We start from the raw sequence: 14684 nt of genomic DNA, 5'->3' as shown, positions 1-14684 counted from the left end.
CGATCTCCGCAGCTCATCGCATGTTTTGATAAACTCTCGCAAAGTTGATAGATACCGGTGTCGCAAACACTGCAGGGATTCCGGGTAAAGCCACTCAGCGAATTCCCTCATCCGGATTGCGTCAGCGTCCGCGCGTGTCGTCCAATCCATTGCGGCGAACGAATTCTCTTGCCTTGATCAGGAATTGGAGTTGATCGCCCACCTGGCGCAGTGGGATGACGCTGCGGGTGGAGCGGCACAGCACGATCGCGCCTTCCAGGGCGGATATTGACATCACGGCCAGCGAGGCGGCGTCCGCGTCGTCGAATCCGTCGGTGACGAATGCCCGGCTCAGGGCGGTGCACCAGCGGCCCAGGATCAGACCGGCTTCGGTGGACAGTTCGAGTTCCTCGTCGGCCGACCCGATCGCGGCCGCGACGACCGGGCACCCCGCGGTGAAGTCGCACTCGGTCAGCAAACGTTCCCAGAATTCGACGAATTCGCGTAGCAACGCCTTGGCGCCGCGGTCCACCGCGTTGTCGATGTTGGCCGTGATGGAGTCGCCGGCATAGCGCAGCGCCTCGTTCAGGATCTGATTGCGGCCCTCGGGGAAGTGGTGATACACCGATCCGCGCGGTGCGCCGCTACGCGCCAGCACCGAGTCGATGGTCACTCCCGCGGCACCGCGTTCCCGCATTACATGGGCGGCGCTGATCACCATCTTGTCCCGGGTGCTGACCCGCTTGGTGGAGGCGGGTGTCATGCGGCGTGCGACGGCTCGTGGTGGTGCCGGACGGCGGGCCAGTGCAGGTGGCGGGCGCTGAACCGTAACGGACGGCGGCGCAGGTCAGGCATTTCGCGGGTGAAGGTATGGCCGGCGATGTTGAGCTCGAGAATCCACATGGCTGCTCCCCGCAGGTGTGTTGCGTTCATGTGCCGGGGACCGGCTCATGAATATGCTAATCAGCATATAATACCGGCGGTTAGCAAGCAAACACTCGCTATCCATCTGAGATCTCCCGCGGAATCTGCGTTATGCACTATTGCATAATTCATATTTCTGCGGTTCACTCGTGCCATGACCAACACGGTGTCCCTCGAGCGGGACGGACATGTCCTGCTGATCGGCCTCAACCGTCCGCACAAGCGCAACTCGTTCGACCGCGAGATGCTGGCAGACCTGTCGCGCGCCTACGCGCTGCTGGAATCCGATCCGGACGTGCGAGCCGGGGTGCTGTTTGCACACGGCGACCACTTCACCGCCGGACTGGACCTGGTCGACGTCGGACCCGGCATCGCGTCGGGCGAATCGCCGATGCCCGAGGGTGGACGGGACCCGTGGCGTCTGGACGGCGCGTGGACCACTCCGCTGATCGCGGTCGCGCAGGGCTGGTGCATGACGCTGGGCATCGAGCTGTTGCTGGCCGCCGACATCCGGATCGCCGCGGCCGGAACCCGTTTCACGCAGCTGGAAGTGCAGCGTGGCATTTACCCGTTCGGCGGGGCGACCATCCGGCTGCCGCGGGAGGCGGGCTGGGGCAACGCCATGCGCTGGCTGCTCACCGGCGACGAGTTCGACGCCGCGGAGGCGCACCGGATCGGCCTGGTGCAGGAGGTCGCCGAGGACGGGGCGGCGGCCCTGGCGCGGGCCCGGGAGATTGCGCAGACCATAGCCGAGCGCGCCGCGCCGCTGGGTGTGCGGGCGACGCTGGCCTCCGCGCACCTGGCCCGCGAGCGGGGTGAGGCGGCGGCGATCGAACGGCTGCGCCCGGACGTTGCCGCGCTGTTCGCCAGCGAAGACGCCGCGGAGGGTGTGCAGTCATTCGTCGAACGACGGCAGGCTCGCTTCTCCGGCCGCTGACCCTGTAACCACCGCAGCCGAGCGTCGAATGTGAATCCGGTGACGTCCAATCGGCGTGTCGCGTAGCGTGATTCACACTCGACGGCCACCGGGCCAGCACGAGAGGCCTGGCCCGCCCTAACCCTCGACCGTGTAGCCCATCGGCATCAGCACGCTCTTCTGCTGCGTGAAGTGCTCGACACCCTCGGGCCCGTTCTCCCGCCCGATACCGGAGTTCTTGTAACCACCGAACGGGCAGCAGGGGTCGAACGCGTACCAGTTGATCGCGTAGGTTCCGGTGCGGATCTTCTCCGAGATCTCAATTCCCTTGGGCACGTTGGTCGTCCACACGCTGCCGGCCAATCCGTACACCGAGTCGTTGGCGATTTTGATCGCGTCCTCTTCGGTGTCGTAGGGGATGATGCTCAGCACCGGGCCGAAGATCTCCTCCTGGGCGATCGTCATCTTGTTGTCGACGTCGGCGAACACCGTGGGCTGCACGAAGAACCCGTTGTCCAGCCCTTCGGGCCGTCCGCCGCCGCACACCACGCGGGCGCCTTCTTCGATGCCCTTGGCGATGTAGCTCTCGACCCGGGCGCGCTGCTTCTCCGAAATCAGCGAACCGATCTGCGCGTTCGGGTCCGACGGCGGCCCCACCGGCAGCGCCTGCACGAAAGCACTGACCGCTTCCACGATTTCGTCGTACCGCGAACGCGGCGCCAGGATGCGGGTCTGCCCGACGCAGGCCTGGCCGGTGTTCATGATCCCGGAGAACACCATCATCGGGACCGCGGAGGCCAGGTCGACATCCTCGAGCACGATCGCCGCCGACTTGCCGCCCAACTCCAGGGTGCACGGCTTGAGCATGTCCGCGGCGCGCTTGCCGATCTCCTTGCCGACGGCCGAGCTGCCGGTGAAGGTGAACAGGTCGACGTCGGGGTTGGAGGTCAGTGCCTGTCCGGTCTCGATACCGCCGGGCACCACCGACAGCACCCCTTCGGGCAACCCCGCATCGGCGAACACCTCGGCCAAAGCATTCGCCGTCAAAGGAGTTTCGGCTGCGGGCTTGAGCACCACCGTGCAGCCCGCCAGCAGCGCGGGGCCCAGCTTGTTGATGGCCAGGAACAGCGGCACGTTCCACGCCACGATGGCGCCCACCACGCCGATCGGCTCACGGTGCACGATGGTCTGGCCGTAGTTGCCGTTGCGGATCTCGCGCCACTTGACCTGGTCGGCGGCCGGGCCGGCGAAGAAGCTCATCGCGCCCATCGACCCCATCCAGTGCATGGTCTCGATGGTCATCGGCGGCTGCCCGGTCTCGTCGGCGAGCAACTTGGCGAAGAGTTCCTTGCGTTCTTCGAGCAGTTGCTGAGCCTTGGCGATGACGGCGGCGCGCTCCTTCGGCGGAGTCGAGGGCCACGGGCCGCTGTCGAATGCCGCGCGGGCCGCGGCGACCGCGGCGTCGACGTCGGCCGCCGTGGCAAGCGGCACCCTGCCGACGTACTCGCCGGTGGCCGGACAGTGCACCTCGATGACCTCGGAGGTCGCCGGCTCCGTCCATTTGCCGCCGATGAACAGCTTGTCGTATTCGGTGGTGTCGCTCTTGGTCGTCGGGTCGTTTTTGATCGTCGTCATTGTGGGCCGCTCCTCCTCTTCGCACCGCCCCGCATCGTCGCGAGCAGGCTCATGGGCGCCACCCTACCCAAGCCGACGCGAGATTAGAACATGTTCCATTATTGCGGCGAGAGGACCAACACCAGATTGCTCACCGCGAACTCGCGCAGCACCGGTACGGAGGTCACCCACCAGGCCCATCGCGGGTGGTAGCGAGGGAAAGTCGCGACGGCGCACCCGGTGGCGCGGGCCCACGCCAAGCCGTCCGCAGCGGACACCGCGAACAACGACGATCCGTAGTTGTTCTTGGCTGGGTGGCCGTGTCTGCGTTCGTACATGGCGGCGGCCCGGGCGCCGCCGAGGTAGTGGGTCAGACCCATCTCATGCCCGCCGAACGGTCCCAGCCAGACGGTGTAAGACAACACCACCAGTCCGCCCGGCCTGGTCACCCGCAGCATCTCGTTGCCCAGTTGCCAGGGCCGCGGCACGTGCTCGGCGACGTTGGACGACAGGCAGACGTCGACGGAGTCGTCGGCGAACGGCAGCGCCATGCCCGATGCCCGCACCAAGGTGCCCGACCCGCCGGAGGTGCATGGTCCGGCCGCATGCATCTCGCGAGGATCGGGCTCGACGCCGATGTAGCGGATTCCGGCGCCGGTGAATGCCGACGCGAAGTAACCGGGCCCGCCACCGACGTCCAGCAGGGTGCAACCCGCGGGGGATTCGCCGCGCAGCCCCCGCCACAGATCGGTCACCATCGCGGCCGTGTCGGCGGCCAGCGCGCCGTAAAACCGTGCGGGATCGGGCTGCTCGTAGCGGAACTCCGACAGCAGCCGAACCGACCGGCGCAGCGTCGCGCGTCGCGCGAACACGTCGGTTGACGGTGCAGGACGGGCCACGCGGCACACCCTACGACGCGCTTTCGACAAGACTCGTCGAGGCCGCTACCATCTGCCCTTAATGAAAATGATTATCAATAAGAGCTTGCCGGTGACGGTGCTGTCCGGGTTCCTCGGGGCAGGCAAGACCACACTGCTCAACCACATCCTGGCGAACCGGGAGGGACGGCGCGTCGCGGTCATCGTCAACGACATGAGCGAGGTCAACATCGATGCGGCGCTCGTTGCTGGTCAGGGCCATTTCGACCGAACCGAGGAGTCGCTGGTCGAGCTGACCAACGGCTGCATCTGCTGCACGCTGCGTGAGGACCTGCTGGACACCGTCGGCAAGCTGGCGGCCGACCAGCGCTTCGACAACCTGGTGATCGAATCGACCGGCATCTCAGAACCGATGCCGGTCGCTGCCACCTTCGCCTGGCAGTTCGACGACGGGTCCAGCCTCTCCCAGGTGGCGAACCTGGATGCGATGGTGACCGTCGTCGATGCCTCCACCTTCCTGTCCGAGCTGGTCCGCGGCGACGCCCTGCACGAGCGCAATCTGGCGGCCGCGGAAGGCGACGGCCGCAGCATCTCCGACCTGCTGGTCGATCAGGTGGAGTTTGCCGATGTCTTGCTGCTCAACAAGACGGACCTCGTCAGCCCGCGCGCGGTGGGCACCGTCGAGTCGGCGTTACGTCGGCTCAACCCGACGGCCAAGATCCTGCGTACCGTCAAGGGCGTCGTCGACCTCGGTGAAGTTCTTGACACCGGGCTCTACAACCCGGTCGCGGCGGCTGAGTCCCCCGGATGGGACGAGGAGATTGCCAGTGGCCACACCCCGGAGACCGAGGAATACGGCATCAGCAGCCTCACCTTCCGGGCGAACCGGCCGTTCCACCCCCAGCGCCTGGATTCGGCAATCAACGAGCTGCACGGACTGTTGCGCAGCAAGGGGTTCTGCTGGATTGCCAGTCGCTCAGACATCGCCGCGATCTGGTCGCAGGCTGGCCCGAATCTCGTCCTCGAGCCCGCGCAGTACTGGTCGTCGGCCGAAATGGGCCCCAGCCAGGAGATCGTGTTCATCGGTATCCGGCTAGACCGCGAGCGGGTCCTGGGGCTGTTGGAAGCGGCTCTGCTCACCGACCCGGAAATGGCGACCGGGCCGCTGGCCTGGCGATCCTACCCCGATCCGCTGCCGGTCTGGGAAACCTCCCACAGCCACTGAGACGTAGAAGGGCGCGACGCATGACTGACGGCAATGCACGTCCTTTCACCGTCGTTGTGTGCAACGCATGCGCGACACATCAGGACGTCCCGGTCATCGAGGAACTGCTGCCGATAGTGCGGCGCTGTCCGCATGGCATGCTCGTCTCTGCGGAATGCATGCTCGGACCACTGAAGTGCGCATCCCGGCCAGCTGGATGCGGCGTGATGGCGTTGCTGCAGCCATGCACCCATGATCGGACGGCCTCCGGGGCGCCGTACTGGATCGGTCCCATCACCAACCAGATAGAGGCGGCGATCCTGCGAGATTGGGTGGCCGGCGGCCAATGGGAGAACTCACCGTTGCCGTCTCGCCTCAATCGGCATCAGCTGGGAGTGCGGCGTGCTACCGAGCGCAACTGAACGGGTCCGGGACCGCGACAGCTGCACACTCGCGGTTGGGGATAGGCAGATGTCGACGACCCGGCCGCCGGCGAAGGTCGCCTCGCTCGGCACACCCTACGGGCGACGTGGCGATCAGGGGCAGGTGAACTGGATTCGGAAGGGCTTCTTGACGTCGTCGTTGTGGGAGTCGAGCCCCCAGGACATGCCACCGATGATGTAGCGGTTGCCATCCCGGCTCACCGACGCCTCACCCTTTTCCGGCGGGTCCATCACGAAAAGGGTGTAGCCGATGAGGTTCTGCAGGATCACCATTCGCACTCTGGGCGCATCGCGGTTGTTGGCCAACGTGATTTTGACGGCGACTGGTTCTGTGCCGATGGAGATCATCGTTTCCCCGCCGGCGAAGGCGATGCAGGCGATCTTGCCGTCAACTTTGTGCTGCTGGCCGTCGACAACCACGTCGGCGTCGTTGGTCTCGGCCATGGCGCCGCCCTGATAGGTGATGGTGGGCCTGTCGACGGAGGGAAAGAAGCTCACGCGGCTGCACCCGGTCAGGCCGGCGGTCAGCGCGGCCGTGCAGGCGAGTGCGGCCATCGGTCCGCGGCGGCGTTGAATCAGCATTGTCGTCAACGCGAACCCCGGCGGTGGGTCTGGTGCCGGGCGAGGAAGGTGGCCCAGGAATCGACCTCGGGGTACTTCTTGAGCAGGGACCGGCGCTGGCGCTCGGTCAGGCCGCCCCAGACGCCGTACTCCACCTTATTGTCGAGCGCATCGGCCGCACATTCCCACTTGACCGGGCAGTTCCGGCAGATCGACGCCACCTCACGTTGCTTTGCCCCGCTGACGAACAGCAGCTCGGGGTCACCGGACCTGCACAGCGCCCGGATGCGCCAGTCGGGCTCCTCCGACGCGGTTGCGCGCCGGGCGGCGCGATCCTGGTCGAGCGCCGTCGGCGAAGAGGCCAGCGCGAATCGTGACACGATGTCGTCCCTTTCTGAGCGTGCCCGGTGCGGGCAGATGTCTATATGATACATCAACGCATCAGATGCTAAAACGACTTTAAAATCGAGGCGGGTCCGCGGCCATTCGCCATCGGGCATCTGCCCGGCCAGGCCGCGCCCGTTAGGCTGGTCCTCGATGTCTGACCTGCGATCCGTCCTGCTGCTGTGCTGGCGCGATACCGGCCACCCGCAGGGCGGCGGCAGCGAGACCTACCTGCAGCGCATCGGCGCCCAGCTCGCCGCTGCCGGCGTCACTGTCACACTGCGCACCGCCCGCTATCCCGGCGCCGCCCGACGCGAGATCGTCGACGGCGTGCGCATCAGCCGCTCCGGCGGTCGCTACACGGTCTACATCTGGGCGATGCTGGCGATGGCCCTGGCCAAACTCGGGATGGGCCCGCTGCGTCGCGTCAAACCGGACGTCGTCGTCGACACGCAGAACGGACTCCCTTTCCTGGCGCGGCTGATCTACGGCCGGCGGGCGGTGGTGCTGGTTCACCACTGCCACCGCGAGCAGTGGCCGGTCGCCGGTCCGGTGCTGTCCCGGGTGGGCTGGTTCGTCGAATCGACGTTGTCTCCGCGGGTGCACCGGGCGAACCAGTACGTGACGGTGTCCCTGCCGTCGGCGCGGGACCTGGTGGCGCTCGGCGTGGGCGGCGAGCGGATTGCCGTGGTGCGCAACGGTCTTGACGAGGCGCCGATCCAGACAATGGCCGGCCCGCGGTCGGCCGCGCCGCGGGTGGTGGTGTTGTCGCGCCTGGTGCCGCACAAGCAGATCGAGGACGCGCTGGACGCGGTTGCGGTGCTGCGCGCCCGGATCCCGGGCCTGCATCTGGACGTCGTGGGTGGTGGATGGTGGCGCGAGCGGCTCGTCGAGCATGTGCACCACCTGGGCATCGCCGATGCGGTGACTTTTCACGGCCATGTCGACGACGTGACCAAACACCATGTGCTGCAAAGCTCCTGGGTGCAGCTGCTGCCCTCGCGCAAGGAGGGCTGGGGCCTCGCGGTGGTCGAGGCCGGCCAGCACGCCGTGCCGACCATCGGCTACCGGTCCTCGGGCGGACTGTCGGACTCGATCATCGACGGCGTCACGGGCGTGCTCGTGGATAACCGCGCCGAGTTGGTGGACCGGCTCGAACAGTTGCTGTCCGACGACGTGCTGCGCGAGCAGTTGGGCGCGAAGGCGCAGGTGCGCAGCGCCGAATTCTCCTGGCGGCAGAGCGCCGAAGCGCTGCGCTCTGTCCTGGTGGCCGTCCAAGCCGGACGGTACGTCAGCGGCGTGATCTGAAAAGACCCGCAGAGCAGGGGCCGGGTCACAACTACTCGCTCAATCGGCCCGCGCCGCCGTCGCCGCCAGCACCTCCGTCACCTCCTACGCCCATCCCGTCGGCGTCCCTGGTGGGCGATTGGCCGGGACCGCCGGTTGAGCCGAACTCACCCTGGTTCCCACCTTGACCGCCGGCCCCGCCCTCGCCGCCGGAGCCGCCGGGAATGACTCGGGCGCCGTTGCCGCCTTTGCCGCCTTTCCCGCCGTCGCCGCCGGCACCACCCAAGCCGGTGGCATATGTGGAGCCTCCGGCACCACCCGATCCGCCATTCCCGCCCTTACCGCCCGCGACAACGCTCATGGCGTCTGCGCCGTTGCCCCCGCTCCCGCCGGTGCCGCCGCTGCCACCCCTGCCGCCTTGCGTTTCGCCGGTGCCGCCGCTACCGCCGCCTCCCCCATTGCCACCCGTGCCCGCTCTGTAGTCGTCACCGCTACCGCCGGTGCCGCCGGTGCCGCCGTCGCCACCTATGCGGCCTGAGCCGCCGTCTCCTCCCCGCCCGCCGTGGTTGCCGTTGGCGGGCAGCAGGGGTGTGGTGCCGCTGTTGCCACCGTTGCCCCCATTGCCGCCTGCCCCGCCATTGCCCCTGAGGCCCGTTGCACCATCGGCTCCGATCAGTGAACCGCTGCCGCCACGGCCGCCCGCTCCACCCAGGTTGCCGTCGCCACCGATGCCGCCGTTACCGCCCAGGCCCGCACCCCCGTTGGTTGTGAGGTTGTGGCCGTTACCGCCGTTGCCGCCCCTGCCGCCGCTGCCGCCGGCGCCGCCGCTGCCCCCCGCGCCTCCGACACCGTCGATGCCGATGTCGTTGAGGGTTCGGCCGCCATCACCTCCTGCGCCGCCGGATCCGCCGAGTCCGCCGCCGCCGGCGTCGCCGCCTCGGCCACCGTTGATCGAGGTATCGGTTCCGGCGGTACCGAGAGTGCCGTTTCCGCCAGTCCCCCCGCTACCGCCCTTTCCTCCCGCGCCGCCATTGCCGCCGTTGCCGGCCACGGTGCCGCTGTTGCCGCCTTTGCCACCGGCGCCACCGTTGAATCCATTGAAACCGGAGGATCCGCTGGGCCCCTGCGTGCCGTTCAGCCCGTTACCGCCATTACCGCCTGTGCCCCCATCGCCAACGTCACCGCCGTTGCCGCCGTTGCCGCCGACTCCACCGTTGGGGTTGAAGTTGCCGTTGCCGTCGGCTGCGTTGCCGCCGTTGCCGCCGTTGCCGCCGCTGGTGGGGTTGGCGCCGGTAGCACCCGTGCCGCCTGTGGTGGAGCCGAGGCCACCGACGCCCCCTTTGCCGCCGGTGCCCGGATTCCCGCCGTTGCCGCCGTTGCCGCCGTTGCCGCCGTTGACCCACGGGTGCCCGTCGGCGCCCGCGCCACCATCGCCCGCTATCCCGCCGCTGCCGCCGTTGCCGCCGAAACCGCCGGGGCCACGTTGGCCGTTGCCGCTCATGCCGGTCCCGCCTGAACCGCCGTTGCCCCCAGCGCCGCCGAAACCGCCGTTGCCTCCGTTGCCGCCGTCGCCGCCGTTAGCGCCGAAGGCTGCTCCACTGGCACCAACCCCGCCGTTTCCGCCGGAGCCGCCGCCGCCGCCGGCCCCGCCGTAACCGCCATCGCCGCCATGGCCGCCTAGCGCGCCACCGTTGCCGCCGGAACCGCCGTCGCCACCGCGGCCGCCGAAGCCGCCGTCTTCACCGTCCGCGCCGACCCCGCCATCGACACCACTGGTGCCAAGCCCGCCGACGCCGCCGCTGCCGCCACGCCCGCCGTTGCCGTAGGAGCCGCCGTGGCCGCCGTTGCCGCCGGCGCCGCCATCGACGCCTCGGGGCTGGAAGTTTGCGCCGTTGCCGCCGTTGCCGCCGTTGCCGCCCTGGGTGGGGGTGTACCCGGTGGCGCCGGTGTTTCCGTTGGTCGCTCCGATGCCACCGGATCCGCCCTGGCCGCCGGAGCCTGGGTTGCCGCCATTGCCGCCGTTGCCTCCCTTGCCGCCATTGATCTGGTAATGCCCCTCGGCTCCGTTGCCGCCGTTGCCGGCGATGCCGCCCTTACCGCCGGCGCCGCCGGCGCCACCGGCACCACGGTCGCCGGAACCGTCAAGGCCGGCCCCGCCCAGTCCGCCGGTCCCACCCGCACCGCCCTGGCCGCCGTCACCACCGTTGCCGCCGGTGCCCCCATCGGAGCCGGGCGTGGGACCGTTGGCACCGTTTCCGCCGGCACCACCCTGCCCGCCGACTCCGCCGGCTCCGCCGGCGCCGCCGTCACCGCCGTGGCCACCCAGGCTGCCGCCCTTGCCGCCGAGTCCGCCGTCACCGCCGCGGCCGCCAAGTCCGCCGATGCCGCCGGCCAGGCCCGTGCCATCGGCCAGGACACCGCCGGCGCTGCCGAGGGAGCCGGTTCCGCCGGTCCCGCCGGCGCCACCATTACCGCCGTTGCCATAGATGCCGCCATTGCCGCCTGCTCCGCCGTGACCGGCCACACCGCCTATGGCCACCGCGTCGGCGCCACGGCCGCCGTTGCCTCCGTTGCCGCCGACGGTCGGGGAGCCTCCTGCTTGACCGTCGGCTGCGTGAATGTTGTCGGCGCCCAGGCCGCCCGTACCACCGATTCCGCCGACACCGGGATTGCCGCCATCGCCGCCGCGCCCACCGGCGCCGCCATTGAAGCCGATTACGCCGTCGCGTCCGTTGCCGCCGTTGCCGGCGGTTCCACCATTTCCGCCATCGCCGCCCACACCCCCTGCGCCGTGGATCCCGGCCTGCCCGGCCACCGCGGCACCCCCAGCACCGCCGTTACCACCGGCGCCGCCGGCCCCGCCGTTGCCGCCAGTTGCGCCTTTGGTCCCGTTAGCGCCCTGGCCCACTCCGTCGGCGCCGTTGAGGCCATTACTGCCGTTCCCGCCTTGACCGCCACTGCCTCCGGCGCCTCCGGCTCCACCGTCTCCGGCGAGGGCTCCGCCTGCGCCGCCGGCGCCGCCGTTGCCGCCGGCGCCGCCTTTCTGGCCCTGGGCGGTAAGGCTGCTGGCCACGGCGGACGTACCCTGCTGACCGTTGCCGCCGGCACCACCGTGACCGCCGTTGCCGTACAACCCGCCGTCACCGCCGGAGCCACCAGCGCCACCCTTACCGCCGAGCACGATCGCGTCCGCGCCCCGGCCGCCGTCGCCGCCGTCACCACCACTGGTGGCGGACAATCCGCCGTTGCCACCGGCCGTCTGGGTGCCCTCAGCGCCCACACCGCCAGCCCCGCCCGCGCCACCCACGCCCGGGTTGCCGCCATTCCCGCCACGCCCGCCGGCGCCGTTGTTGACACTCATCACCCCGTCGGCGCCGCGGCCACCGTCACCGGCCGCCCCGCCATTGCCGCCGTCGCCGCCGGCGCCGCCGGCCCCGTCGGCCCCGACCGTCCCGACAGTCGAGGCGCCACCCGCGCCGCCGTTGCCGCCGATGCCACCCGCGCCGCCATTGCCACCGCTGGCACCGTGAGCACCATCACCACCAGCAATCAGCGCGTCAGCACCACGCGCGCCGCCACCGCCGGACCCGCCGTTTCCACCACGGCCGCCTTCACCGCCGATACCGCCGTTCCCACCCAACGCACCCGCAGCCCCACCGGCTCCACCGGAGCCACCGTTGCCGCCCACACCCCCATCAGCGGGATCAGCACCGGCCAGCGGTGCGGCACCCGCCCCGCCATAACCACCCCACCCACCATTACCGCCATCGCCGTACAACCCGCCGGCACCGCCGACCGCGCCCGCCCCGCCATGCCCACCGGCGCCGTGGTTGAGACCGGCCACCCCGGTGCCACCCTCACCTCCGGCGCCACCCCAGCCCCCGGAGCCATACATGCCGCCCTGACCGCCGACACCGCCGTGACCGCCGTTACCGCCCGCCCCACCGACACCGCCGAATCCACCCCAGCCACCGTTGCCGTACGTACCACCGTCACCACCCAGGCCACCGGTGCCACCGGCGCCACCCACACCGCCGGTGCCGCCCCAACCGCCCCAACCGCCATCGCCGTACAGGCCACCGTGACCCCCGGCCCCACCCGCTCCACCACTGGCGCCGGGATCCACCGCGTTCGCGCCGCGCCCACCCCAACCCCCATCACCACCACTGGTCGGCGAAGCCCCCGCCTGACCGCCGCCAGCCCGCACACCACCAGCACCCAGGCCACCAACCCCACCCGCGCCGCCCACACCGGGATTGCCCCCGTCACCACCACGCCCACCCGCGCCACCGTTAACCGCAATATCCCCGACAGCGCCGGCACCGCCGTTTCCCGCGGCCCCGCCGGCACCGCCATCACCCCCCACGCCCCCCGCACCCTGCCCGGCTGCGGGAGCGAACAATTTGCTCAGCAATCCGCCGCTGCCCCCGGCCCCGCCGGACCCGCCGATCCCGCCGTTGCCACCATGGGTCCCGTTGCCGCCATCGGCCCCGCCGCCAACCCCATCAGCACCGTTAAGCCCCGCACCCCCGGCACCCCCGGCACCCCCGACACCGCCGGCCCCACCGATCCCAGTCAGCCAACCACCGGCACCACCCACACCCCCGGCACCACCCATACCGCCCTGCGCCCCCGCCGTCAGCCCACTACCACCGACACCACCAGCCCCACCAACCCCGCCGTTACCCCACAACCAGCCCCCAGCCCCACCGCTGCCCCCGCTGGCACCCGCGCCACCGGCCAGCCCGACACCACCAGCACCGCCAGCCCCGCCACGCCCGATCAGACCCGCCGCCCCACCAGCGCCTCCGTTTTGACCCGCCGCCCCCGAACCGCCATTGCCGCCATTGCCCCACAACAACCCCCCAGCCCCACCAGCCTGACCGGTACCCGCGGCCGCACTGGCGCCATCGCCGATCAACGGCCGCCCAACCAACGCCATCGTCGGCGCATTAACCACCCCCAACACCCCCGACTCCCACACCTGCCCCGCAGCATTAGCCGCCTCCGCCACGCCATAAGCCCCCGCACCAGCCGTCAACGCCCGCACAAACTGGGCATGAAACTCACCCAACTGCGCCCCAACCACCTGGTACTGACTGGCGTGATCCCCAAACAACGCCGCAATCGCCGCCGACACCTCATCAGCCGCCGCCGGCACCACCACCGTCGTCGACACCGCCGCCGCCACATTCGCCGCACTCACCGACGACCCAATCCGCGCCACATCCGAAGCAGCCGCCAACACCCATGACGGAGACACCGACACAAACGACATCTGAGACACCCACTTTCCGCGCTCGACGTGCTGTCGGGACAGGTCCCACAGGCGGCACGGGACCCTGACCGGGAGGCGAGCGCTCCGTGTCCGGTGAGCATAAGCGGAAAGATGCGATTACGGATCCCATACTCAAAATAATCTGATTTGTAAACAAATCGGAGATGGGTGAGTGGCTTGAATCGTCACGAAACGCGCGATCGACCAGGGCGTCCGCGCCACGTGATTAGGTCACGTTCGCAGCAGTGGTGCATCCCCGCGCATCCGCTGGCACCAGGTCACCGATGCCTTCGCATGTCCTGCATGCGCGGCCCGGGGTGTGCCTGAAGAGGTGCCGGCCGACTCCGTAACGTCGGCCGTGCCGGCGATCAGGCGCTGACCGCTGCGGGTTGGCTGACGCGCCGCGGTGCCTGCCAGGCTGTCATAAACCGGGTCCGGCCACGGAACGGCCAAGCGCTCATCGCGGCGATCGTGGCGCACAGCGCCGCCGGCACCAATAAGGCGTAGCCCTCGAGTGACGTGCCGATCAGCAGGCCGGCGGTCCCGCCGCCCAGGAAGAGCACGAGAGTCAGCGAGAGCACGGCGGCCTTCCACTTCTCGATGCCCTGCCGTCGGGCCCGGCCGAGCATCAACCCGAGGTCGGTCACGGTGCCGGTGAAGTGGGTGGTGCGGATCGCCATCCCGCGGAAGCTGGATGTCAAGCCGTTCTGCATGCCGAGTGCGGCGGCGGCCAGCAACGCCTGCACTGCCGTCTGCTCGACTCCGAGCGACTCGATCAACGCGTTGACCTGGGTCTCCTCCACGCCGAGTGCGGCAAGGATCAGCAGGATCGCTTCGACGGTCAGCACCGCGGCGTGCCGGGGGCCCGGTAGGTGGTGGCTGTGGCCGAGGATGGCCCCTGCGATGAAGGCGCCGAACCAGAATCCCAGCAGGATCGCCGCCAGGATGTGACCTTCGTACAGCAGTGGGTTGGCGGTGTTCATGCCGAGCTGGGTGGTGACGGCGGTGAGGTTGCCGACCGGGAAGGCCAGCAACAACAGGGCGACGGCGTTGACGAAGCCGGCGACGAAGGCCAGGGCGCCGCTATAGCCGAGCAACAATCCCTGGGCTCGCTTGCCCGACGACGAGGGTCGAGTGGTGCGGTCGAGTTGCATCAGGTTCCTTTACGGCACGGCGGTTGTCGTAGCTCCGTAAAGAAGGCTATATAGCGAAATCT

12 protein-coding genes are annotated in these 14684 nt (G+C 69.5%); 4 read left to right on the top strand and 8 right to left on the bottom strand.

Annotation, left to right across the window (positions count from 1 at the left end):
* Positions 1–121: 121 nt before the first annotated feature.
* Complete coding sequence (locus QXH22_RS11265) at positions 122–742, bottom strand: TetR/AcrR family transcriptional regulator (RefSeq protein ID WP_306243132.1); 621 nt, start codon at positions 740–742, stop codon at positions 122–124.
* A complete protein-coding gene (locus QXH22_RS11260; RefSeq protein ID WP_306275590.1) occupies positions 739–882 on the bottom strand; it encodes a hypothetical protein in 144 nt (47 codons plus the stop codon). Before QXH22_RS11260 ends, QXH22_RS11265 begins: the two co-directional genes overlap by 4 nt.
* A 175-nt stretch (positions 883–1057) precedes the next feature.
* Between QXH22_RS11260 and QXH22_RS11255 the strand changes: the two genes are divergently transcribed.
* Positions 1058–1840: a crotonase/enoyl-CoA hydratase family protein gene (locus QXH22_RS11255; RefSeq protein ID WP_306275588.1), complete on the top strand. Its 783-nt coding sequence runs from the start codon at positions 1058–1060 to the stop codon at positions 1838–1840.
* A 117-nt stretch (positions 1841–1957) separates the two neighbouring features.
* Here QXH22_RS11255 and QXH22_RS11250 read toward each other — a convergent pair whose 3' ends face one another.
* Both QXH22_RS11250 and QXH22_RS11245 read right to left on the bottom strand, forming a co-directional pair.
* Positions 1958–3454 carry an aldehyde dehydrogenase gene (locus QXH22_RS11250; protein ID WP_306275587.1) on the bottom strand — a complete coding sequence of 499 codons (1497 nt, stop codon included), beginning with the start codon at positions 3452–3454 and terminating at the stop codon, positions 1958–1960.
* Between the two features lie 98 nt (positions 3455–3552).
* On the bottom strand, positions 3553–4332 hold the full coding sequence (locus tag QXH22_RS11245; RefSeq protein ID WP_306275586.1) for a class I SAM-dependent methyltransferase: 780 nt from the start codon (positions 4330–4332) through the stop codon (positions 3553–3555).
* A 67-nt stretch (positions 4333–4399) separates the two neighbouring features.
* Here QXH22_RS11245 and QXH22_RS11240 point away from each other — a divergent pair, with 67 nt between their 5' ends.
* Positions 4400–5536 carry a GTP-binding protein gene (locus tag QXH22_RS11240; protein WP_306244496.1) on the top strand — a complete coding sequence of 379 codons (1137 nt, stop codon included), beginning with the start codon at positions 4400–4402 and terminating at the stop codon, positions 5534–5536.
* 20 nt (positions 5537–5556) lie between these two features.
* Entirely contained in the window at positions 5557–5937 is a 381-nt protein-coding gene (locus QXH22_RS11235; protein WP_306275585.1) for a hypothetical protein, read from the top strand.
* A gap of 114 nt (positions 5938–6051) precedes the next feature.
* Here QXH22_RS11235 and QXH22_RS11230 read toward each other — a convergent pair whose 3' ends face one another.
* Both QXH22_RS11230 and QXH22_RS11225 read right to left on the bottom strand, forming a co-directional pair.
* Entirely contained in the window at positions 6052–6540 is a 489-nt protein-coding gene (locus tag QXH22_RS11230; protein ID WP_306244494.1) for a lipoprotein LpqH, read from the bottom strand.
* 5 nt (positions 6541–6545) lie between these two features.
* Positions 6546–6902, bottom strand: coding sequence for a WhiB family transcriptional regulator (locus tag QXH22_RS11225; protein WP_306244493.1), 357 nt, complete (start codon positions 6900–6902; stop codon positions 6546–6548).
* 154 nt (positions 6903–7056) lie between these two features.
* On the opposite strand from QXH22_RS11225, the gene QXH22_RS11220 reads away from it, so the two are divergent.
* Entirely contained in the window at positions 7057–8211 is a 1155-nt protein-coding gene (locus QXH22_RS11220; RefSeq protein WP_306243122.1) for a glycosyltransferase family 4 protein, read from the top strand.
* A 31-nt stretch (positions 8212–8242) separates the two neighbouring features.
* Here the strand turns inward: QXH22_RS11220 and QXH22_RS11215 are convergent, their stop codons facing one another.
* Together QXH22_RS11215 and QXH22_RS11210 are read right to left on the bottom strand one after the other, a co-directional pair.
* A complete protein-coding gene (locus QXH22_RS11215; RefSeq protein ID WP_306275584.1) occupies positions 8243–13468 on the bottom strand; it encodes a PE family protein in 5226 nt (1741 codons plus the stop codon).
* Between the two features lie 368 nt (positions 13469–13836).
* Complete coding sequence (locus QXH22_RS11210) at positions 13837–14622, bottom strand: YoaK family protein (RefSeq protein WP_306243118.1); 786 nt, start codon at positions 14620–14622, stop codon at positions 13837–13839.
* Positions 14623–14684: the final 62 nt, after the last annotated feature.

Origin of the sequence: Mycobacterium sp. TY814 (genome assembly GCF_030755175.1) — a bacterium.
Taxonomy (GTDB): domain Bacteria; phylum Actinomycetota; class Actinomycetes; order Mycobacteriales; family Mycobacteriaceae; genus Mycobacterium.
The sequence above is the reverse complement of the archived record's forward strand: the minus strand, read 5'-3'. Positions and strand labels throughout refer to the sequence as shown.